Annotated in this window: 15 protein-coding genes (1 of these 15 only partly in view); 4 read left to right on the top strand and 11 right to left on the bottom strand. The window is 60.2% G+C overall.

The features are described from left to right. A protein-coding gene (locus E8L99_RS21680) for a sulfotransferase family protein (protein WP_137101514.1) crosses the window boundary here: on the top strand, window positions 1-884 show its final stretch. Its footprint begins 901 nt before the window's first position; 884 of the gene's 1,785 nt are visible here — the last part of the coding sequence; its start codon lies beyond the left edge, outside the window; its stop codon occupies window positions 882-884. Here the strand turns inward: E8L99_RS21680 and E8L99_RS21675 are convergent. The 3 genes from E8L99_RS21675 to E8L99_RS21665 all read right to left on the bottom strand — a co-directional run bounded on the left by E8L99_RS21675 (window position 874) and on the right by E8L99_RS21665 (window position 4,176). After that, entirely contained in the window at window positions 874-2,415 is a 1,542-nt protein-coding gene (locus E8L99_RS21675; protein WP_137101513.1) for a hypothetical protein, read from the bottom strand. The genes E8L99_RS21680 and E8L99_RS21675 overlap by 11 nt on opposite strands. Window positions 2,416-2,483: 68 nt before the next feature. Next, window positions 2,484-3,197, bottom strand: a complete 714-nt coding sequence (locus tag E8L99_RS24160; RefSeq protein WP_391527458.1) for a methyltransferase domain-containing protein — start codon at window positions 3,195-3,197, stop codon at window positions 2,484-2,486. After that, the gene (locus E8L99_RS21665) at window positions 3,115-4,176 is read right to left on the bottom strand and encodes a bifunctional glycosyltransferase family 2/GtrA family protein (protein WP_137101511.1); all 1,062 of its coding nucleotides are present in this window, start codon (window positions 4,174-4,176) and stop codon (window positions 3,115-3,117) included. Before E8L99_RS21665 ends, E8L99_RS24160 begins: the two co-directional genes overlap by 83 nt. Before the next feature lie 204 nt (window positions 4,177-4,380). Between E8L99_RS21665 and E8L99_RS21660 the strand changes: the two genes are divergently transcribed. Further along, a complete protein-coding gene (locus E8L99_RS21660; protein ID WP_137101510.1) occupies window positions 4,381-5,238 on the top strand; it encodes a class I SAM-dependent methyltransferase in 858 nt (285 codons plus the stop codon). Here E8L99_RS21660 and E8L99_RS21655 read toward each other — a convergent pair. From E8L99_RS21655 to E8L99_RS21645, 3 genes are read right to left on the bottom strand one after another with little or no spacing between them, the layout of a single operon-like run. Further along, window positions 5,228-6,400: an acyltransferase family protein gene (locus E8L99_RS21655; RefSeq protein WP_168201784.1), complete on the bottom strand. Its 1,173-nt coding sequence runs from the start codon at window positions 6,398-6,400 to the stop codon at window positions 5,228-5,230. The genes E8L99_RS21660 and E8L99_RS21655 overlap by 11 nt on opposite strands. A 32-nt stretch (window positions 6,401-6,432) precedes the next feature. After that, window positions 6,433-8,004 carry an ArnT family glycosyltransferase gene (locus E8L99_RS21650; RefSeq protein WP_137101508.1) on the bottom strand — a complete coding sequence of 524 codons (1,572 nt, stop codon included), beginning with the start codon at window positions 8,002-8,004 and terminating at the stop codon, window positions 6,433-6,435. Continuing rightward, window positions 8,001-11,693, bottom strand: a complete 3,693-nt coding sequence (locus E8L99_RS21645) for a glycoside hydrolase family 99-like domain-containing protein (protein WP_137101507.1) — start codon at window positions 11,691-11,693, stop codon at window positions 8,001-8,003. The genes E8L99_RS21650 and E8L99_RS21645 overlap by 4 nt, the downstream gene beginning before the upstream one ends. 725 nt (window positions 11,694-12,418) lie before the next feature. On the opposite strand from E8L99_RS21645, the gene E8L99_RS21635 reads away from it, so the two are divergent. Both E8L99_RS21635 and E8L99_RS21630 read left to right on the top strand, forming a co-directional pair. Further along, on the top strand, window positions 12,419-14,347 hold the full coding sequence (locus tag E8L99_RS21635) for a M10 family metallopeptidase (RefSeq protein ID WP_137101505.1): 1,929 nt from the start codon (window positions 12,419-12,421) through the stop codon (window positions 14,345-14,347). 13 nt (window positions 14,348-14,360) lie between these two features. Beyond that, window positions 14,361-15,059, top strand: a complete 699-nt coding sequence (locus tag E8L99_RS21630) for a hypothetical protein (protein ID WP_137101504.1) — start codon at window positions 14,361-14,363, stop codon at window positions 15,057-15,059. A gap of 687 nt (window positions 15,060-15,746) precedes the next feature. Here E8L99_RS21630 and E8L99_RS21625 read toward each other — a convergent pair. The 5 genes from E8L99_RS21625 to E8L99_RS21605 all read right to left on the bottom strand — a co-directional run bounded on the left by E8L99_RS21625 (window position 15,747) and on the right by E8L99_RS21605 (window position 21,409). Continuing rightward, on the bottom strand, window positions 15,747-17,060 hold the full coding sequence (locus E8L99_RS21625) for an ABC transporter ATP-binding protein (RefSeq protein WP_137101503.1): 1,314 nt from the start codon (window positions 17,058-17,060) through the stop codon (window positions 15,747-15,749). Window positions 17,061-17,300: 240 nt separating this feature from the next. Beyond that, window positions 17,301-18,323: a glycosyltransferase family 4 protein gene (locus E8L99_RS21620; RefSeq protein WP_137101502.1), complete on the bottom strand. Its 1,023-nt coding sequence runs from the start codon at window positions 18,321-18,323 to the stop codon at window positions 17,301-17,303. A gap of 3 nt (window positions 18,324-18,326) precedes the next feature. Next, on the bottom strand, window positions 18,327-19,250 hold the full coding sequence (locus E8L99_RS21615; protein WP_137101501.1) for a hypothetical protein: 924 nt from the start codon (window positions 19,248-19,250) through the stop codon (window positions 18,327-18,329). A gap of 1 nt (window position 19,251) precedes the next feature. Next, window positions 19,252-20,637 (bottom strand): ABC transporter ATP-binding protein, encoded by a 1,386-nt coding sequence (locus E8L99_RS21610; protein WP_137101500.1) that lies wholly within the window; start codon window positions 20,635-20,637, stop codon window positions 19,252-19,254. Continuing rightward, the gene (locus E8L99_RS21605) at window positions 20,627-21,409 is read right to left on the bottom strand and encodes an ABC transporter permease (RefSeq protein ID WP_252511183.1); all 783 of its coding nucleotides are present in this window, start codon (window positions 21,407-21,409) and stop codon (window positions 20,627-20,629) included. The genes E8L99_RS21610 and E8L99_RS21605 overlap by 11 nt, the downstream gene beginning before the upstream one ends. Window positions 21,410-21,433: the final 24 nt, after the last annotated feature.

The raw sequence follows: 21,433 nt of genomic DNA, 5'->3' as shown, positions 1-21,433 counted from the left end.
AGGTGGTGGAGGAAATGGCTCGCACCTTGGCGGTGCAGCAGGGGCAACTTGCGCAGCTCGCCGGTAGTATCGGCGATCACGAAGCCCCGGATCGGAAGCCGCTCGCTTTCCTGGAGCCAATGTCCCAGCATGCCGCCTCGATGGAGGCGACGCTGTCCGGCCTCTCGATCAGCGTCGCGGAAACGTCGTCGTCGCTCGACAGGGTGACTGCGGTCCTCGAGGAATTGCGCCTTGGTCAGGACGTGACATTGCGCGAGGCCTCGGTGCAGCGTGAGATGCTGATCGATGCCTGGACGGAGACGGGCGACAGGCTGAGCGGTCTCGTTGCGGCTGTGGGGCCCAGCCAGGCGCGGCTGCTTGCAGACCAGGGGCTCGCCATCCGCCAGGCGGTCGAGCAGGCGCTGGCTGCCGTGCTGGCGCAGTCGGCCGGACAGGAGGGGCGCATCGCCGAACTGGTCGCCAGAGCCAAGGGGCTTTTCGACAACGCCGAGCGGCGGATCGACGCGGGAGACAGGGCGATCGCCCATCTCGCCACGCCATGGTCGGAAATCTCCGGCCGGCTCGCCGCGAGTGCGCGCGCCCTCGCCGCCTCGGACGCTATCGTGGCCAGGCTCACCGGCGAGACGGATGTTCTGCGACGTGACCGCGATGCTATCGCTGATCAGCTCAAAGCGGCCGATATCGGCCTTGCTAATGCCATCGCCGAGGCAGAACGCCATCGGAGCGAACGGGAAACGTGCGAAGCGGCTCTCCTTGACGTGCTGGAGCGCCACGCCGTGCTGGGGCGACGCTGCGAGGAATTGGAGCGGCGAGCGATTGAGGCGGAACGGCAACCTCGCTGGATTGGGCTGATGAGCCGGTTCAGGGGGGGCGTCAAGGAGTAACCCGCTGGTAGATGGCCATATGCACCCGCGATGCGGCAATTCCGCCCGGAGTTTGTAGGACGTTGGACCGCGCATAGACGCGCCTGAATACGGTGCCTCGCTTGTCTACGAATGTCTCAGGAAGATTATTCGACGGCATCCAGTCTCTCGGCTTGAAGAAATCATCGGGAACATTGTCACCGAATACGAAGGCCATTCCAGCGATATTGCTATTGTCACCGGCCAAGAATTGCTCGTATGGCGGGACGTAAATGACCTTCGGCAAGTAGCGCAGCCCGGTGGGCAGTGAGTGGTTGACGATAACGACGTCATCAGGCCCGAACGTGTGTGTCAGGGTCTCCGCAGCCCCAGGGAAGTCGAGATAGGTGGCTCGCTGCCAGACATCTGCGATGGACAGCCGGTGGCCTGCGAAACCATGGTGAGTGTATAAGGTGCCGGTAGTCAGCGCTGCAAAAAAGCCGGCTGCGACCGCCGCTGAAACTCGGGAACCGGTGATCACCACATAATCACGGAGCGAAATTACGCCCGCGAGCGCGATCATGGGAACGGCGACGATGAAGTAGCGAGGTTGGGGCGGTGCGAATCGGTCGAAACTGTACAGAACGACTGACATCATGACAAAAGCAATCGACGTTCCAGCCAATGTCCGTGCTAGTCGAGAACGCGACAATATCAGCAATCCAAACATCAACGGCGCGAACAGGAACATCTGGTCGCTAGCAAAAAGCCTGATCATTGCCTGAATGAACTTGTTCGCTACAATAAGAAATTCGTTCAGTCCCTGCTTTCCGAGTAGGCTGCTGCTGAAGTGATCAGTGTAAAATTGCATGGCGTTGGATGAACCTCCAACTAGGAGTGCGAATAGGATGGAGAAGCCAAAATAACTGGCGCCAGTACCGAGCCCAATCCAGCCCAACACCGGCGGCAGGCGCCGCCGCGGATTCACAGCGACGATGATGAACGGCAGGAGGGGCGCCAAGGACAACAATTGGCTGCGCAAATGGCAGGAGGCCCCAAGCACCAAGCCTATGAGTGCGGGATGGGCGCGTGTGCAGATGATCAGCCAAAGGACGAAGAGTGCTGCCGCGTAGCCGACGCCGTTGTTGCCGGGGGCCAGGATCACAACCATCAGCGCAAGAGTGGCCGTGGCGACCACACTGAACAGAAGAGTCATACCGGACGCGTAGCGCCGCAATACTAGATAGGTCAATATGTTCCCGAGTGCGCAATTGACTAGTGCGTTCATGGTGACCGATGACATCGCCAACCCGCCGGCCAAGAGTGAGTAAAAACCCAGCATCGCCCCGTAAAGTTGTGAGGGGTAACTCACACGCACATCGAATTTTGCGGTACCGGCTTGCCAGAACTCATAGGCGTTGCCCCAGCGATGCGGATGGTAGGGGTAATTGATGTTCGCCTGATCGCGAACTAGCGACACTCCGGACACGACGTAGTGCGCCCCATCATGGAGATTCTGATGGGGTACGTACGCCATCCAGTACAGAAAGGAGAAGATCGTGAGCCCGATCATCCAGCCTAGCGTCGTTATAGTTGAGGGGCGCGGCAGCTGAACAACTGTCTCAGTTCGGTCCATGGTATTCACGCGCCGACCCTTGCCACAAGAATTTCCTGCGTCAGCCCGATGAACCAGTTCATCTTGCGAAATATGATTTGCCCGTATTTTTCCATTTCGCGCCCGACCTCGTCGTACGCCAGAGGGCGCTCGTCATGGAATTTCCAGACGCCGAGCATCTCGGCTGCTCCCCGGATCGTGCGGTAGGGCAGCGTGGGAGTTGGATAGGTGATTAAGACTAGGCCGCCCGGAATGGCCGCCTCGAAGTGCGCATGAATCATGCGCGCCGTATCTTTTGGCTCAAAATGCTCGATGAGGCCTACGCTGTAAACGAGGTCTCCCTTCTGTTTGAGCGTATCGTTCAAAAGGTCGATCTGCACTGTGTCCGTGAGCGCGGACTGGTTACTCTCTCGGAACTTGCGGATTCCAACCTCGCTGTTGTCCGCTGCGATGTATCTAGCTGTGGGGTAGGCCTGCCGGAAGGCAGGATAGAAACAGCTGTCCCCACCGCCGAACTCGATGATTTGAGTGGGGGGGTGGTCGCCAGATCCGCTACGGCGTTGAGGATGAGATTCTTGGTAATGGTTCTCGTCGGGCTCCCCGGTCCGCTGCGCCCACGATAGTAGGCTTCCCAGTCTGTGGGGCGCGGATCCATGCTCATGGGGTCTTGTCGGCGGATTGCGCCGCTCCTTGGAAAACGAAAACGCGCTGCACGGCGAAACCGAGAATGAATACCGCAAGCTCTACTAGGAGCTTCGCCAGCAGAAGTGGCACACCAACATATGTGCTCAGGTAGTAGATGCCGAAATAAGCCGTTAGCATCATGACGACGACTAGCATCGAATACTTGATCGCCTCCATCATCACGGGGGCAGTCGATCGGAATACGAGGGTGCGGCCAACAGCAAAATTGAACACACCAGCCATCAGGCGCGCCACAGTGATTGCGGCGAGAAGTGGTAAGCCAAAGCCGATGGCGACAGCGAAAACGATGTAATCGATGATCGCCGTTGCTATTGAATTTGCGGAGTGACGCAATAAAACGAAGTAAATGGCAATCGAGTCTCTAATGGGTCTGAAGTGCGATGACTTGTTGTGATCGATATAGATCGTTTCGATCCGAACTTCGCTGATCGGAAAATGATTTTCCCTTGCAGCAACCAGCATGTCGAGTTCGAAGTCGTATCCGCGGGTCGACAGGCGCAGCAGGGTCGGAACCAACTTGGACGGGATGCCTCGCAATCCCGTCTGGGTGTCGCTCGCCGTAATCCCAGCAAGCACTTGCATCACACGGCGGGTGATGGCGTTTCCAAAGCGGCTTCGAAACGGGATGTCCCCGTCAAAAGAGCGTGATCCCAACACCAGATTTCCCGGCCTCTCCATCAATGCCTGGCCAACATGGATGACGTCCGTCGGCCCGTGTTGCCCATCGGCATCAGCGGTCACGATCCCTATCGCGTCAGCATATTCGCAGGCGGCATGATTGAACCCGGTCTTGAGGGCGGCGCCTTTGCCAAGGTTGGTGGCATGGCGAAGAATGGTCACCCCGATCGAACCCAGATGGGAAAACAGATCCCCATAGGCGTCACCGCTTCCGTCGTTCACGCAGACCGCTGCCTGAAAGACGCCCGAAGCCATGCAGTCCCGAAACACCGCCAAAACGTCGGCGGTGGGATTGTAAGCCGGAATGACGAGGACCGGCCGACTATCGATTGCCATTATGGAAAACTCTGATCAGAACATGGTCCAAATTGAACGACACTCATGGATGAATCGAGCCTCATAGCCTATCTGTCATCAACCTGAGTGTGCAACGTCATAACGCGATCTGGGTTGCTTACCGTTGCCGACGACTTAGGATATTTACGAAGTGTCCCGCGGTGTGGCGCATATGTGCAGAGCGAAATTCGAAGCTAGGGTCCGATGATTCTCGAATGTTTTCAGCCGACCGTGGCCCGCGCGGAACAGCTCGCCGGTCAGGACCCCGCATCTGCCCTCGCAGCGCTGCGGGAGCTGCCGCTTGACGATTTCGGCCTTCTACTCCTCGACATGCCGCGCGCCGACTTGCCCGCCCTGTCCGCGGTGCTGCCCCGCATGGCGGATCCCCAGGTGCAACGCAACTGGACAGGATCGGACGGCATCACGCTCCTGGGGCAGAGCCTCAGCTTCGTGCGCATCGTCTCGCGCGCCTATACCGAACTGACCGGCAAGACCCTCCACCAGAAGCGTATCCTCGATTTCGGCGTCGGCTGGGGACGGCTCGTCCGCCTCATGTACCACTACAGTGATCCGGATCTGATCCACGGCTGCGATCCCTGGGACCTGTCGCTGGATATCTGCCGCAAGGACGGCCTCCTGTGTCATCTAGCACAATCGGACTACCTGCCGACCTCTCTGCCGTTCGAAGGCCGGTTCGATCTCATCTATGCCTTCTCGGTCTTCACCCATCTGTCGCAGCGCGCGACGGCGAGTGCGCTCGCGGTGCTGGAGCGGCATCTCGCCGCCGAAGGCGTGCTCGTGGTCACTATCCGGCCACTTGAGTACTGGAACGTCCACCAGCCACTTGAGCAAGCCGAGCGCGACAGGCTCATGGCCCTCCATCGGTCGGCGCGTTTCGCCTATCGCCCGCACAATCGCGATGCGGTCGATGGCGACGTTACCTATGGCGACACCTCCATGGCCTTCGACTGGCTTCAGGAGCAGGTCCCGGGACTGAGAATCCGCAGGTTCGACCGCAGCCTCACCGATCCCTTCCAGCTCATCGTGACGCTCACGCGCTAACGGCCGCTGGGGATGGCGCGTCGCGCTGTGAATCCCCGCGGCGCGCCAGCGCAAGGCCAGGTCGCTCGACCCAGCGATAGCTCGCCAGCGCCAGCGGCACGAGGAGCGTCAGCGTCATTGCCGCCGAGGTGACATAGCCGAAACCGGGCGTCGCGGGAGCGAATGCGTAGAGAAACCGGTACGCGCCCATGACATGCAGCATGCCGATTAACAGGGGGTGCCAGAGATAGAGACCGAAGCTTGCCTTGCCTAGCGTCGCGGTCCAGGCGAGCCAAGGCCGGTTGAAGCGCGAGAACCCCATGCCAATTGTCAGGATTCCCAGGACAAGGGCCCACAGCATGATCATTCCGGCGCGGGAATGGTCCCAGCCGAGCATACGGCCGGACAGCATCTGCACGGGGACGGCGAAGTGGATCATAGCGCCGATGGCGGCGAGGGATACGAAGAGCAGTACGGTCCGCCATCGTGCCTGATCACCGATGGCATGCCATGCGAAGAAGGCGAGCATGCCGCCGCAGAAATACGGTAGCTTGGCTGGGAGCGCCAAGCTGGCGAAACCTTGTAGATCAGCGGACGCACCTTTGAAACCCTGCGCCCAGAGTGCTGCTATTATCGTGGATGCGATGAAGGCGACAGTGGCGCTGCGCCAGGTCCGGACGACCAACGCCAGGATGGGAAACACTGCGTAGAACAGCATTTCCACGCCGATGCTCCACGAGGCCCAGACGAAGCCGGTGTAGTGCTGTGGGAACAGGCCAAAGGTGAAGGTCGCCGACGTCAAGATATCCGCCACGCCCACGACCCTGTCGTAGGCGACGTAAAAGAAGGCAAGCGACACGGCCCCGACGACGTAGAAGAGTGGCGCGATCCTGAATAGACGGCGCCAGTAGAAGGCCCTCATAGCTGCCGCCGTTTCAAGCCGGCCATGGTAGCCGAAGCACAGTACGAAGGCGCTGAGGGTGAAGAAAAGCGGGACTCCGAAGCCGCCGAAATTCCGGATGACCGGGAAGGATCCAGGTGGTTCGAGCCCGGGAAGAAGCAGTGCGTGGTAAAGGACTATGACCAGCGCCGCCCAGAAGCGGACGGCATCGGCTCCTTCGAGGTCACGGCTATCCCGCCGAATTGCCTCCGGTGCCGCTGTCGGGACGTCTTCCACAACCATGACCTCGGCTCGCAGGGGCGTTGGCCTCATGCTTACCGCGAAAACGACAGATAGCGACAGTCCCCGAAGGTCTGGAGAGGGGTGAGGCCGTCAATCAATCGCTGTAGCGGTTCGCGCATCGCGCCATAGGCGGCTGCGACTTCGCCACAGGCGACCACGCCAGCGAGCGGGGCCGGGCCAAACGCGCTCTGGGGGGCGCTCAGAAGCCTCGCGACGATGGGCGCGGGAGTCCAGGGGGGCAACACCAGCGCCCGACGCTCGGCGTGGTAGGGAATGGTTCCCGCCCAGTCGCTATTGATGACGAGGATGGCCTCGTCCGGCTTTGTCGCGTCGCGCGCCAGCTGGGCAATGCGCAGCAGCTTGTTGTTCGAGAAATCCTCCGTCACATGCGGTGCGAAGGCCTTGTGGAAGAAGGCAAGCTGGGCGGTTGCCAGCACAGCCACCAATACGACGGCCAGCGGACGCGTCGGCCCCTCCGCCACTACCCCGATCGCGATGCCGAGGGCGGCGATGAGAAACACCGCATTTGCCACCTGATAGTAGTTGTGGACGATGTGCAGATTGGTGAAGAGCAGGAAGGGTAGCAGAAAGGCAGTGGCCGCGACCCCCGCGAAGGCGAGCCGCCGCCATGAGGCAAGGCACGCACCGAGCACGACAAGCCCCGGCAAGACGAGGAGCCCGAGCACATCAGGTAGGACGCGTAGTCTCACCGTGGTAAGCCAGAGCGAAGCACTGGTGCGCTGCTGCCAATTGCCCCAGTTCCAGCCGGCGAGTGCGGCAGAGGTCAGGCTGCGGCCGATGAGGTTCGCCTCCTTGATCCGGTCTGAATAGGCGACCCACCACAGTCCGATGCCGACGGGAACGAGTGTTGCGGTGAGAATCATGGCAGCGAAAGGCAGGAGACGCAGGAGCGGTGCGCCTCTCCACCAAGCCTGCCCCAGGAGTGCCGCTGTCGCAACGGCCCCGACGAAGCCAAAGGCCGGAAATGTCGTGGACTTGGCAAGACAGGCCCCGGTGCCGGCGAGGAGCGCGACGGCGAACCAACGCAAGTCGCGGCGCACCAGCAGCCGGACGATCGCCGCGAGCCACAGCGCCGAGAAGAACAGCGCGGTGGTCTCGATCATAAAAGTGCGGGCCCAGTAGACATGCACCGGCGCGCATAGGAACAGGATGGAAGTGGCGAGCCAGGTGGTCCGGCCAAGCCTCAGATCGCGGCCGAGTATCGCCAGCGGCCAGAGCGTGGCGACGAGGAAGGCGATGCTGACGATCCGTCCTGCGGCGTTGAGCGGTACGCCGAGCTTAGCCACGGCGGCTACGATCAATTGGTAGAGCGGGAACTCGAAGGGGATCGCCCAGGGATGGCCGATCACCGGCGTCTCGTAGGCGAACCATGGGCCGCCCTGAAGGATCCAGTAGACGGAGATCGCCGTCTGCGATTGGCGGAAGTGGTGCTGGTCGAGCAGCGGCTGGTTGATGCCGATTGCGAGCACAAAGACCAGATGGGCCATGGCGAGCAGGAGCAGGAAGGTCAGTACTCCATCGACGCTGATCGTCGCGCGTTCGGGCACCCGCGCACGGGCCACCCCGGTCATGCCGTCGCTCATGCCTCCGCCCCTACCGCGACCGCGCTCTCGTCGATTCCGAACTGCCGTGCGATGGTGGTGCGATAGGCTCGCTGGCGGGCCATTAGATCCTTGGAGGCGCAGAACTGTCGCTCAAAGACGTTGTGCACCCGGGTGATTTCCGCCAAGTGCGCCTCGGCCCGGGTTGAATGGGTGAGGCTGCTGCCGTGGCGTCGGTGGACGTTGAGCGGTGCGGCAACGAAACTCACCGTCCCAGGCTTGGAACAGAGGACGAGATAGGTGGCCCAGTCCCCGGCGAAGCGGTAGCTGGCCAGGTCCTCGATCTCGCTTGCCAGCACGTCGCGCACCGCGTTCCGATCGAAGACGACACCGCTGACATTCAGCACACTGTTTGCGACGCAGAGGTGCCGCTTGGCGAACGTCGCTGCCGGTAGACTTATGGAGCGATCGAAGCCGCCGGCCTCGAACTGGTTGAGATAGGGGCTGTAGGACTCACCCAGCGCTGCACCCATCTCGTCGATCTGCGAGGAATCGGAGAAGCAGAACAATGCGTCGGGCGCCATGGCTGCGGTGACTTCCTCGAGGAAGCGCGCTTGGGCGAGGTCATCGGCCTCGCAAATCCACAACAAGTCCCCTCGGGCCATCGCAGCAGCCTTGCCCCATTGGCGCATGACCGAGCCGGCGTTGTGTCCATTGACCTCGACGACGAGCTCGCGCCCCTGCTCTTCCGCTACCAGATGTGCCACCGCGACGCTGTCATCTGGCGAGGCATCGTCGAGCAGGATTACCTCAAATACAGGCACGGTCTGGTCGAAGATGCTGGTTAGGCGTTCACGCATGTAGCGCCCGTAATTGTAACTCGGGACCGCGACCGACACCTTGCGCCAGGCGGGGTTGAGCGCCGTTAGCAGGGCGAAGCCGTAATCGTCCCAGCGATAGTCGGATGCGACGGTGTTGCGGCGCGCGTCGGCGGACTCTGGTCTCTCAGTGCGCAAGGCCTGATCTATCGCCGAGACACCGGCCTCGGCACTGCGCCGCTGAACCACAACACCGTGGCGGCGGATAAGCCCCTCCGAGCCGAGGCAGCCGGCAAAGCCGACCACCGGCTTACCGGCGGCGAGAGCTTCGAGCACAGTCGATGGGAAAGGATCTTCACGAGAGGTCATGTAAAGGAGATCCGAGGCCTCCATGTAGGCGCTGATGTCCGGTAGGAAGTCCACCTGTCGGAAGTTCGGCGGCACGTCGTTGCCGAGAAGCCAGGTGCCCACTGCACGTTCGAGTCGGCCGACCCAGACGAATGCAATGTTGCGCCCCGTCTCGTGGGCGACGCGGGCAGTCTCCACGAAGGTGTCGAACCCTTTGCGCAGGTCCGCGTAGCCGAGGCCGAGCGCGATTGTCGTGTCTGGATCGAGGCCTAGCTCCTCCCGGATCCGGTTTCGTGCTTCGTCGTCGCCGGAGAGTGATGCGTAGAGCCCCTGCGGCTGCACCAACGCGGTGCAGGCGACCTCGCCGAAGCTGCCCGTGAAGGCCGCTCGGACCATGTCCGCCGGAAAGACGACGACGTCGCTGCCGACGCGGATCGCCTGTGCCCCACCGCCCACATCGTGCTCTGCTATCAGCCGTGGTAGCTCGTGGACAAGTGATAGGACCGTGAAACCTTGCCGCTTGAGGTGCGGCACGGCCATGCCCGTGACCACAGTGTTGGTGATGGCATAGGTTAGGCCCTGGCCGCGCAGGGCAAGGATGGCTTCGCTGAGCGCCTCGTCCTGGCGCTCGCAGACCACGACATCACCGACCTCTCCCATGGCGCGGAGTAGGTTGCCGCCCCCGAGCACAAGGAAAGTCACTTTGACGCCGAACTGTCGGGTGAAGACGCGGCCGAGATTCAGTAGCGTCATTTGCGCGCCATGCTCGTGGGCATCGTGGCCGACGAGAAGGATGTGCGTCTTGGCCCCCGATATTTTCGCCTCGCTGCCGACGATCGCGCGAGCCGCAGCATTAAGATAGGCGGCGCCGTGATGAACGTCGGGTTCGAGATAAGCGCCCTCTGCCCATTCATTCCAAGCATTGACAAAGACGAGGCGCTCCCCCGCGAAAGGATTTTCGGCGGCCTGGGTGATCAGGCCCGAAAGCCAGCGCTCAAAGAGAGCGGGGGTCGAGGCAGTGATGGAGGTGCCGTGGCCCTGTCGGCGAGCGTCGTTGTCCCATGATGGAAAGCAGGTGCGCAAGAGCGGGTATGCCGGACGCGGCAGATCCAGAGACACCTGCGACATGGTCTCGTAGTCGTAAACTGCACCCGTGAATGCCGGGTCGAGGACGTGCATCCGGTCCGTGGCTTGAGTGGTCAGTTGGGAAAGCTTGTGGGGCGGGAACTCGACTGCGCCGTCGAGCCCGTAGGCAGTGGGGTCGTGATCATCGAAAGTTTGAGCCATGAACAGCCAGGGCACGACTCCGAGGCGGCGGGTCAGTTCGGCCCGCCAGCCTTCGACCCGCTTGCGCATGTTTGGTATCAGACCGGGGCGATAAACGAAGAAGATCGGCCGACCTGCGACGCGAAGATAGCGCGGATCGGCGAGGTAATCCGCGACGGTGTCGATGAAAAAAGTGTCATCTCCCTCGTCATAGGTCTGCTGCAGCAGAACCTCCTGCTCTCGGCCGTCCCAGCGCCGGGTCCAATTCTCGTTGGCCCACATAAGGCAGAACGGAAAATCGATCGCCGGATCCGCTAGATAGAGATCGAGTGGCTTCTCAAGAATGCGGCGACGACCGAAGAGGTAAAAGTAGAAACAGAAGCCGGCGAGCCCTGCGGCTGCCGCCATCTGCACCTGGCGGCGGATCGCAGCCGGGTCGTTGAGGTCATAGTGGCCGAGGTCGCGGGGAATGCGCGGCTGGTAGTGGCCGACGAACCGCGGCGTCCCGCGCGCGACGTTGCGCCATTCGCTGAAGCCAGTTCCCCACCAGGTGTCGTTTTCTGGGATAGCGTGGAACTGTGGAAGATAGAAGGCGATGACGTTGGCCCGTCGCTTCGCCCGCGCGGCGATCGTCGGATCGAACTCCTCGAAGGTGGGGCCATTCTGCACCGCCCTGCGGATCTCGTTTGCTACCGAGGGAAGGTCCTGCGGACACGGAACATGGCCTTTACTCCGCCCTTCCAACAAGTAGTGGGAGATCGCCTCCGCCTCGGCCGCAAGACCGTAGTGGCGACGATACCACGGGGCGTCGAAGATTGGGCTGACGCTGCGACTCTCGAAAAAGCCGCTGCGCAGGTAGTGGAGGACTGCTTCCTTCAGGTCCCGCGGTAGGTCGTTATGGACGTCCACATAGTGGCGGGGATCGAACACGGAGTTCGGCTGCCGGCCCGCTCTGCAGCCGACGTTAAGGTAGTGGGCCAACACGCGCCCGCTGCCCGGCTCGATCGCGTTGGCGTTTGCGTACCACGCCGGATCGAGCACTCGACACGGCCATCGCCCCTCGGCCTCGCCGCTGGCCAGGTAGTGGTCGAATGGGTTGACGCCTGCTGCGGCGACGTCTGGATTCCGCTCAAGGTACCATTCCGGCTCGAAGAATGGATTGGGCGCGTGGCCAGCCCGCCAGCCAATAGCGAGGAAATGTGCAATCGCTCGACCGCCCCCTGCCACCGGATGTAGGGTGCGGTACCATTCGGTGTCGACGAGGTGGTGACGAACCACGGTCAGGTAGGGTCTGGTCATCACGGAGCCGTGGGCCGCCTCGCCAATATTGCAGATGATCGAACGGAGCCGACCGCTAGAGAAGGCCTATCCAAGCCACACTCACCCTTCTATCGATAAGTGACTCGTGTGCCGCTGACCAGAATAGACTCGCTTTTACGAAGCCTGCCGGGCCCAAACGAAATCGGCCGCGCCAGTTAAGAACCGGACAGGCGCTATCGAGGCGCAGCCGAGCGGCCCTGCAGCACCGCGACGATCTGCGCTTCCCTGAAGCGGCTGCGCCTCATGTTCTGGTCCTCTCAACGTGCCAGAATAAACATCAAACTGGGTTATCCCAAAGGGGCAACGTCACGGCGACACCTCAAGGCGCCTGCGAGCTTCTTCAGCCAGCGACTCAGCGGGGTGTCGGGCGATGAACAGTTCCAAGGCCTCACGCCGGCCTGCAGCGATGGCGGCGTCGAACTCCTCGCGCACCGCGATGTGACCGGGGCGCACCCGAGGCGGATCGAGCCTATCGGCGGCGATGGGCGGTCGCGGATCGGACACTGGTTGGGCTCCGGCAGGCGGGTGGGAGGCAAACATGGAGCAAAAAAGAGCAAGGGCTGCCCAAATTCCGTTACGAAAATTCAGCATGACGCTTCCTGTTTTCCGATAAGCGTCAACGAGTTCTCAAGCTCCCGCTCCCAACATGGCGAATCGTTGGCATCTCGTCCACCGTTCCTTCCTGCATTCAGCCGAGACCCGTCATGTGCTTCGTTTGTCAGGCCCTGTCGCTGAACTCGTCGTGGAGCGCCTTCCACGATGCCGGCATGGTGCCACCCTTCGCCGAGGCGGCTGGCTCGACCAGCAGCTCTGGTACGCTGGCCAATTCTGCCACAGGCGCCTATCTGCAAGGGGCGACCGGCAACCAGAATATCGACGGAGTACTCTCCGGCTACAAGTGGACGACTACGGCGCTGACCTGGCGCATTCCGACTGCGGCTTCGCAGTACGACACCAATTCCAATCTCGCCGGCATCCAGTACGGGGACACGACAAGAACCAGCACTTTCCTGGCTCCAACGGCCGCCATGACCACGGCGGTCTCGACCATCCTCGACACGCTGTTCGGCGCGGTCAGCGGCCTCAGCTTCACACAGGCGGCTGCCTCCGACACCAGCGCGGACATGTCGATCGGCCGCTCTACGGCAACCTCAAGCTTCGGCACAGCCTATGCCTATTACCCCACAGGCTCGGGCACGGGGCTGTCGGGCGATTCCTGGTTCAGCGACGCCTATGATTCCTGGGGCGGCGGCTACGCCTATGACAGCCCGGTGAAGGGTGGCTACGCCTGGGCCACCTACATCCATGAGTTCGGTCACAATATGGGGCTGAAGCACGGCCAGGAAACCGGCGGCCCGGCGAACACCGCTATGGCAGGCGATCGCGACGGGATGGAATTTTCCATCATGACCTACCGCTCCTATGTGGGCGGTCCGACGACCGGTTACACGAACGAGCAATGGGGCTTCGCCCAGTCGCTGATGATGTACGACATCGCGGCGCTGCAGGTCATGTATGGAGCGGATTTCACCACCAACGCCACCAACTCCGTCTACACCTTCTCCTCGACGACCGGCCAGATGTTCATCAATGGCGTCGGTCAGGGTGCGCCGGGCGGCAATCGCGTGTTTCTGACCATTTGGGACGGTGGCGGCATCGACACCTATGACTTCTCCAACTACACGACGAACCAGGCGATCGACCTGACGCCGGGCGGCTGGTCGCTGATGTCGAGCGTCCAGCAGGCGAACCTCGGCGGGGGCAACTATGCGCGCGGCAACGTCTATAACGCGCTGCAGTCCAATGGCGACGTGCGCTCGTTGATCGAGAACGCCATCGGCGGCTCAGGCAACGACACGATCATCGGGAATGCGGCGGACAACGATCTGAAGGGCGGTGCCGGAAACGACACGATCAATGGCGGCCTCGGCAACGACACTGTCTACGGTGGCGCCAACAACGACCGCGTGTTTGGTGATGACGGCAATGACGTCATCTACGGTGAAGCTGGACTAGACGAGATTCGTGGAGGCTCCGGTGACGACTGGATCAGTGGCGGAGATGGCAACGATGTCTGGCTGTCCGGTGGTCAAGGCAACGACACCGTCTATGGCGGCATCGGCAATGATCTGATGTACGGTGGTCTAGGCAATGACCAAATGTTCGGCGAGGATGGCGACGACACGGTGTACGGCGAAGCTGGCGTTGATGAGATTCGCGGAGGCGTCGGTAGCGATACCATATACGGCGGGGATGACCACGATATTTGGCTCTCCGGCGGCCAAGGCAACGACACCATCTATGGCGGCAACGGGAACGACACCATCCTAGGCGGAATGGGAGACGACTTCCTTTCAGGCGACGCCGGAAACGACCTGTTGCGTGGCGAAGCCGGAAACGACACCTTCGTTTTTGCCAATGCGACATTCGGCAACGATACGATCGCCGACTTCGACGTTGCGGGTGGCGACGTTATCCGGTTCTCCTCTACGGTTTTCGCAAACTATGCTGCCATGCTGGCGGCCGCGACCCAAGTGGGAGTGGACACGGTGATTACTCTTGGAAGTCACACGATCACGCTAACGAACGTAACCAATTCAACGCTGCAAGCGTCAGAATTCTCGTTCGTTTAAGGGGCAGAAGAATTTGAATGACCTGAGCCGCCTCGTCGAGAATCCCTCACGGTTTCTCGATGAGATGCTTGAACTCGACGATTCGGAATGGCTGTTACCTTTCTCCGGTGAGGTTCCGAAAGAGAGTTTTATTGGACGACGGGCAGATATTGGTGCCCACCTTATTAGCTTGGCCCACGAATTCGTCGGCGACCGCCGAGTATGTTTTTTGGTCGCGGCGACTATCGTTCGGATTCGGCGCTGCTGTGACTTGGAAAATAGTCTTGCTAGGTTCCGCTTTATCTGGGGTGCGCACAGGCAAACGTTGCTCCGAGAACTATCGTTGCGCTGGCTCGTTTCATGCCTTGATACCTTAGTTGATTATGGCCGTGACGATGCTGAGAAAGCGCTGGCGATTTCAGGAGTCAGTTTGGTGGTTATGACAAAGCTCTACGAAACCGAGCGTCTCATTCGGCGAAGTGTCGACGCTCAACCTGGAGCCGCCGCTGTTTCGTTAGCGAATCCCGTCCCACTATTCGACGGCCTCACCAGTTTCTCGATTGGCTGGGGCGATATGATCAGTAATTTTTCGAAACGCCTGGAGCGACAGTGTATAGGTAGTGCGTTAGCTGGGCCAATCGTTATGGAAATTTTTCGACGGCTTACGTTGAATGAAACTGTTCTCAAACGATTTGCGGCAGCTCATATTGATGGCGCTACAAAGTGGATTTAATATCATGTGTTACATTTCGGAAGTATGTGTCAGGACTGACCGGCAGCGGGATATTGCTGCACACGCGGTCCCAGAATGAGTATACAATGTTTCCGTGAATCGTCATCTCTTCATCGTAACTGACTAGATCGACGTTTTCTTGACCAAAGTGCCTATTGTAGAGTTCAATCATTGAAGCGTGATCGGCGACCCATGAGTTGTACTCACAATTTAGGACGGACAGCGGTTTATCATTTGGTTTTCGACCCGGTTTCTTGAGTATTTGACTCCTGTATGAACGCAAAAAATCGTCTTTTTTTCTTGTAAAAACGATAATTCTTATAGGTTGATTAAGATTTGAGAATATTTTAACCAGCGCCTCGAGTTCATCATCAAAGCGTAGCCATGAAAGGTCTTCGTTTGAGAATATAAAATTTTCATAAGGGGAATTCGAGATAAAATCTCGTATCCTCTCTATATTGTGGGCTTGGAAAGCTTGGCCAAAATTTCTATTGGGCCAATTATATTTTGCAAAAGAGTCTCGTTCTGATCGTAGGCAGCATAGGTGTAATTCAGTATGGTTTGATGGATTTATGTGAGTGCCCTCATAGAAAGCAATTCCATTGGCTCTCATATATATAGAGTTTTCGTGTATATACGATTGGATCGATTTTGAGCCAGTCTTGTGGGTGCCAATATGTAGGGTGATCACCGGTTTGCCCTTTCGTTATTTAGACGAAAATGTAAATCCGCTGGTGCAATAAGCATGTCGTCCTCTTCATGATTTATGATGAACATCAATGCATCGGTGATTCTACCCATCGTTCCCAAAGACGCGCTGTTGACGGTAACATTTATGAAATATGAACCGGGCGCTAGTCTGGCATCGAACTCAATATTAAAAATATTGTAGTCGGCTGCTTTGATGCTAATTCGGATCACAGCCGACTTCTGAGTGCTTACGCCTGCAATCGCGGTACCATTGGGTGTTCTTATTGACATTGCGATTCCGACGTCATCTGAATCTATCGTGAACTGCGCCGTGAAGGTGACGAGATAACGCCGTCCCGCGACGAGCCGATTGACTTGCCTGCCGTCAAGCGTCTGCAGCTGTACGTCCGTTATCTGCACCCCTGACGATGCGGTAACAGTGCGGCTCTGGGATTCGATAGTTGGATCGAAATGATCCCCGGTTTCGGTCGCCCCTTCTGTTTCTTGGCCTTGGTGCTTTGGCTTGACTTGCGCTCTGGTCAGGCCGGACCTGAGGTGTGCGGCTTGGTCTGGCCTCGCGGCGTTCAGCTGTTGATATGTTGTGACTACAGCCTTTGGCGTCCCCTCCATCAGCTTCTCGCCGCCGGCCATTAGCACCGCGCGGTCGCAAAGCTGGATGATTGTTTGCGCCGCATGGCTGACGAACAGGACCGTCGCACCGCGCTCCTTGATCTGCTCGATGCGCGCGAAGCACTTGCGCTGGAATGCCTCGTCGCCGACCGCCAGTGCCTCGTCCACCACGAGGATGTCTGGATCGACGTTGACCGCGGTGGCGAAGGCGAGGCGCACGAACATGCCGCTGGAATAGGTCTTCACCGGCCGGTCGAGGAACTCGCCGATATCGGCAAAGGCCGCGATGGCCTCGAAACGCTCGTCCATCTCGGCGCGGGTGCAGCCATGGATCGCACCATTCAGGTAGACATTCTCGCGGCCAGTGAAATTGCCGTCGAATCCGGCGCCGAGTTCGAGCAGGGCGGCGATGCGGCCATGGGTCGTGACCGTGCCCGCGGTCGGTTGAAGGATGCCGCAGATAACCTGCAGCAGAGTCGATTTCCCGCAGCCGTTGCGGCCGACAATTCCGACCGTCTCGCCGCGGCGGATTTCCAGCGACACGTCCTTCAGCGCGGTGAAAGTGCGGTGCCGCTGCACGCGGCCGAAGCTCATGAGTTCGAGTAGCCGGTGCTCTGGGCGCTCGAAGAGGCGGAAGCTTTTGGTCAGGCCCTCGACCCGAATGGCGACGTCGGAGGACATTAACAAAGCTCCCGCGGGGCCGGTGAAAAACGATGAGGTTCGGCCCCCGCGATTCAGGGACGCTCGCAGTTATAGCCCGTCACCCGAGGGGGGGCCACCACCATTCCAGAATCGTGCTAGCATCTCGACGTGTTCTCGGCAGCGATGTCGGAGGGTGCGGGAGCGCGCGAGAGCCAGTTCATGCCCTTGCTTTCCGGCGTCGATGCCCTGCAGTTCCTCCGCCTTGCAAGCGAGAGCCGATCAGGCCGATCGCATGGGCGCCTCAATCGCCTCGGCCGCTATCTCGGTGCGGCCCGCAACCGCCGAACCCGTCGCTGTCGCCAGGAACTGCTCGCGCCGCACACGTCCATCGCGTGTCTGTTGCGCGCGCGCCAAGACCAGAATATCGGAGCCTGTCATCGACGAGGCCACGATGCCGGCATCGGCGTAATGCTCACCTCGTTGCTCCGGCAACACGACAACCGGCATGCCAGCTGCCATGGCTTCGAGCACGGTCGTGGAGCCGGTGGTCAGGAGGAGCGAGTACCGGTCCATCTGGCTCTCGATCGCCTCTTCGCAATCAACAACACGCAGATCTTCAGGCAAACCGGCGAAGGCTGTTCGATGCTCCGGATGCGGGCGGATGTGCACCGGCCTCCCTGTCAACAAGGGTAGGCTGATCAGCAGGCTCTTGAGCCGATCCGACGGGATCATCTGTGCCGCGAAGAGCATGGGCCGCTGATCGCGTTCGAAATCGTCCCGTGGCATCGGCTTGATGCAGTCGAGCTTTGGGAGGCCGCCGACCGAAATGCGAGATGCCAGATGCGGAGGGGCTACCTGCTGAAATCTTTGACCGAACACAAGGAAGCGGTCGAACGGGAATTGCGCCCAGTACACATCCCAGTTCTGGACAAAGCCGTGCTGGCAGCCGATCACAACAGGACGACCGGGCTCGGTCGCCAGGACACCGGCCAGAACGAGTTCAGGCCCTGCGTGGCAGGTCGTGAGCAACAGGACGTCCGGCCGTGATTTTCTGACCAACGCAAGCGCGGACATGGCCAGGGCTGTAGCTTCCTGAGGCGGCAGTCGACTGAGGTGCTCGGCAATCGGGAAGGTGCCGAGCTCCTCGAAGCCCAGATCCGTGAGGTGCTGGCTATCCGGGTCGGGGATATGGGGAAACAGCAATGAGCGGACGTCGTGGCCGCGAGAGCGCAGCTCATGCAAGGCCGGCACCCAGTTCGCGATCGATCGGGAGGCAATGCCCGTGAACACGATCCTGCCCATGGCTCAGATCGGAGCTTGTAGGACGGTCTTGTAGCGTTCGTGCAGCATAACCATCCGTTGCTGCAGGGTCTCTGCACTTGAACACGGCTCCGCGGCAGCGACGAGCCCTCGCTCGACCAGGCGCCTGGCAAATGCACGGTTCAACTGCCGAAAGTCCTCTTTCAGTGTCAGATGATCGGGCAGACGGACGAAAGCTGCCTGATCGAAGCTCTTGGCTACCGCCCGCTTCAAATCCTCAATCTCGCCGCGAGCATAGCAGAGCGGCTTGGTGGTCAGGCCAAGCAGGGTCAGCAGACTGTCAAATTTGGAGGAATAGCCGATCAGCGCCACCGCTCGGCCCGAGAGGAGCCCCCAATATGCGACGTGATATGAGTTTGTTATCAGCCGGTTCGTCCGCGCCAATTGAGCCATGAAATCATGTTCCGCCATGGCATTGGTTCCGAAAACGAGGTCCTTCCCCGCGGCGATGGTCCGCAGCTCGCGGCTGTCGCCGACAGCCCGGTCGCCGTTCAAGAATAGCCCTGTTTCATCGCCCACGGGGAGATCGACGAGCTCGTGCATCACACTGACACAGGGCACAAGCGAAGCGCCCTGTGCGGCAAGATCGGGGTCGCGCGTCGAAAACTCTGAATGGAATGCGCGGGCGGCTCCCAAATCCGCGACATCAGTATTTCCATAGGCAACACTGCGTCCGATACCCCAGGCGATATGAACGCGGCCGGCACCCGTTGAGCCAGCCTCCTGGCCAAGCTGATTAAAGGCACCGCCGCCAACGATGGTCACGCGCCGCGGTTGGCCGCCCTCGTCTCGCCAGGGCTCAAACTTGAAATAGTGCCGTGGACTACAAAGATAGTCACCGAGATTGAAGAGGGCGGGCCAGCGATGCTCGAAGGCGATATCCGATTGATCGCGAGCGGCGGCCAGCATGTCAGACTCCGCCGTCAGTCTGGCTTGCACTGGCAATGATGCCGATCTCGACCAACCCCGTCGCGTTCCGATCGCCATCGTCCGAGACGCGAAACATGAATGCGTCGGCAATGCGATCCATGGTCTGCTCCTCACCGGCCACCGTGCCACGAACGTGGCAGGTGAAGAAATACGTCCCAGGCATCAGGCTGCACTGGAACTCGAACGATGCAATGTAGCGGGTGGCTCTCGCAATCGAGGCGACACGGTTTGCCCTGGCGGCCCAGCCCGCAAGCTGGAGGCCGGCCAGCGTCGTCAAGCCGAGCCCGAAACCGACCTGATCGGCATTGCGGTCAAAGTCGACCTCGTACTCAAAGCGAAAGCGCCGGCCGCGCCTGATGACGTTCACTTCGTTACCACTCAGCGTCAAAAGGCGCGTCCGACCGATGGCCGCCCCGCACTTCTCATGGCGGCTGGCCGATTGCGACACGGTGTCGGGATCGAAATGCTCGGCCGGATCTGTGGTGTCAGAGGAGAGCGGCCTGGGCGCGATCGCAGTGTCAGTCGAGATCACGGTTGGGCTGACAGGCCCCTGGCCGGCGAGTTCCTGGCCGGGCGACTCCGCTTCCGCTGTCAGGATGCGCCGCCGGATTTCCGCTGCACCATCCGGGCTTGCATGGGCGAGGCGCTGATAATGGTGCACCACAGCTTTCGGCGCGCCATCGATCAGCATCTCCCCGCCGTCGAGGAGGATCGCCCGGTCGCATAACTGCACGATTGTCTGCGCGCCATGGGACACGAAAAGGATCGTGCTGCCGCGCTGCTTGATCTGTTCGATGCGCGCGAAACACTTTCGCTGGAAGGCTTCGTCTCCGACGGAAAGCGCCTCATCGACCACGAGAATGTCCGGGTCGACATTGATAGCGGTTGCAAATGCCAGCCGGACGAACATGCCACTTGAATAGGTCTTCACGGGTCTGTCGATGAAATCACCAATGTCCGCGAAGCAGAAGATCGCCTCGAGACGGCTGTCCATCTCCGCGCGAGTCAGCCCGAGAATCCCGCCATTGAGATACACATTCTCGCGGCCCGTGAACTCGCCGTTGAAGCCGGCGCCGAGTTCGAGGAGAGCCGCAATCCTGCCATTGGTTTTGATTTCCCCAGACGTCGGCGGAAGAATGCCACAGATGATCTGCAGGAGCGTCGACTTTCCGCAGCCATTGCGACCGATGATGCCGACGGTCTCGCCGCGGCGGACCTCTAGGTTGACGCCGCGCAGCGCCTGAAACTCGCGATGCCGCTTGATGCGCCCGATGCTGGCGAGCTCCATCAAGCGGTCTTCGGGCCGAGCGTAGATACGGAACGCCTTGGAGATGTCGTGCGCGATGATGGCGAGATCAGAGGACATCCGCGAACCCGTTGCGGGTCTTGCGGAAGAACAGGAAGCCAAGACCGGCCGATATGAGGCCGGTTGCCATGGCCAGTGCCCATATGCCGGGATCCGGCAAGTGACCATTGATCAGCGCATCACGTGTCTGCTCAATGCTGACGGCCAGCGGATTGGCAATGGCGATCGGCCTGACCCAGCTCGGCAGGGCGGCAATCGGGTAGAAGATGGGACTGAGGAACATCAGCATGGTGACGAGTGGCCCGATGATCTGGCCAATATCCCTGAGATAGACCCCCAGGGCGGACAGGAACCAACTGGCGCCGACTGTGAACAGAAGCAGCGGAGCGAGCACGATTGGCAGCGCAAGCGCGCTCAGATGCAATCCAGAACCGAAGATGCCTTGGAGTAAGAGCAGCAGCGCAAGGGCAATTGCCGCATGGAACAGTGCTGCTGTGAGTGTGATCAGGGGGAGGATCGCAAGCGGAAAAATGACCTTCTTCACCAAGTTCGGCTGGCTCGTGATGAGGCTCGGAGATTTGCCTACCACTTCGGCGAAGACGTTGAACACCATCAAACCCGCGAAAGTCATGATGGCGAAATCGAAGGTAGAGGCTTGATTCTGGCTCCAGCGTGCCTGAAACACCACGCCAAAGACGAAGGTGAAGACGGCAAGAGTGAGTAGAGGGTTGATGAGTGACCACGCCATGCCAAGGATCGATCCGCGATAGCGGGCTTCGATCTCGCGCAGTGCGAGTTGCCAGGTAAGAACAAGGCGACGCCGGTAGTTCATTCTTGGCTGCATTTCATATCTGTA

Origin of the sequence: Phreatobacter aquaticus (genome assembly GCF_005160265.1) — a bacterium.
Taxonomy (GTDB): Bacteria; Pseudomonadota; Alphaproteobacteria; order Rhizobiales; family Phreatobacteraceae; genus Phreatobacter; species Phreatobacter aquaticus.
Note: the sequence above shows the minus strand (reverse complement) of the source record. Positions and strands in the feature narration are given on the sequence as shown.

What these genes read in the sequence shown, in the direction of transcription:
- E8L99_RS21645 (WP_137101507.1), bottom strand. Translation starts at nt 11,693, where the DNA reads ATGACCAGACCCTACCTGACCGTGGTTCGTCACCACCTCGTCGACACC.
- E8L99_RS21635 (WP_137101505.1), top strand. Translation starts at nt 12,419, where the DNA reads ATGTGCTTCGTTTGTCAGGCCCTGTCGCTGAACTCGTCGTGGAGCGCC.
- E8L99_RS21660 (WP_137101510.1), top strand. Translation starts at nt 4,381, where the DNA reads ATGATTCTCGAATGTTTTCAGCCGACCGTGGCCCGCGCGGAACAGCTC.
- E8L99_RS21615 (WP_137101501.1), bottom strand. Translation starts at nt 19,250, where the DNA reads ATGCTGGCCGCCGCTCGCGATCAATCGGATATCGCCTTCGAGCATCGC.
- E8L99_RS21625 (WP_137101503.1), bottom strand. Translation starts at nt 17,060, where the DNA reads ATGTCCTCCGACGTCGCCATTCGGGTCGAGGGCCTGACCAAAAGCTTC.
- E8L99_RS21675 (WP_137101513.1), bottom strand. Translation starts at nt 2,415, where the DNA reads ATGATCGGGCTCACGATCTTCTCCTTTCTGTACTGGATGGCGTACGTA.
- E8L99_RS21610 (WP_137101500.1), bottom strand. Translation starts at nt 20,637, where the DNA reads ATGTCCTCTGATCTCGCCATCATCGCGCACGACATCTCCAAGGCGTTC.
- E8L99_RS21655 (WP_168201784.1), bottom strand. Translation starts at nt 6,400, where the DNA reads ATGGTTGTGGAAGACGTCCCGACAGCGGCACCGGAGGCAATTCGGCGG.
- E8L99_RS21650 (WP_137101508.1), bottom strand. Translation starts at nt 8,004, where the DNA reads ATGAGCGACGGCATGACCGGGGTGGCCCGTGCGCGGGTGCCCGAACGC.
- E8L99_RS21605 (WP_252511183.1), bottom strand. Translation starts at nt 21,409, where the DNA reads ATGAACTACCGGCGTCGCCTTGTTCTTACCTGGCAACTCGCACTGCGC.
- E8L99_RS21620 (WP_137101502.1), bottom strand. Translation starts at nt 18,323, where the DNA reads ATGGGCAGGATCGTGTTCACGGGCATTGCCTCCCGATCGATCGCGAAC.
- E8L99_RS21665 (WP_137101511.1), bottom strand. Translation starts at nt 4,176, where the DNA reads ATGGCAATCGATAGTCGGCCGGTCCTCGTCATTCCGGCTTACAATCCC.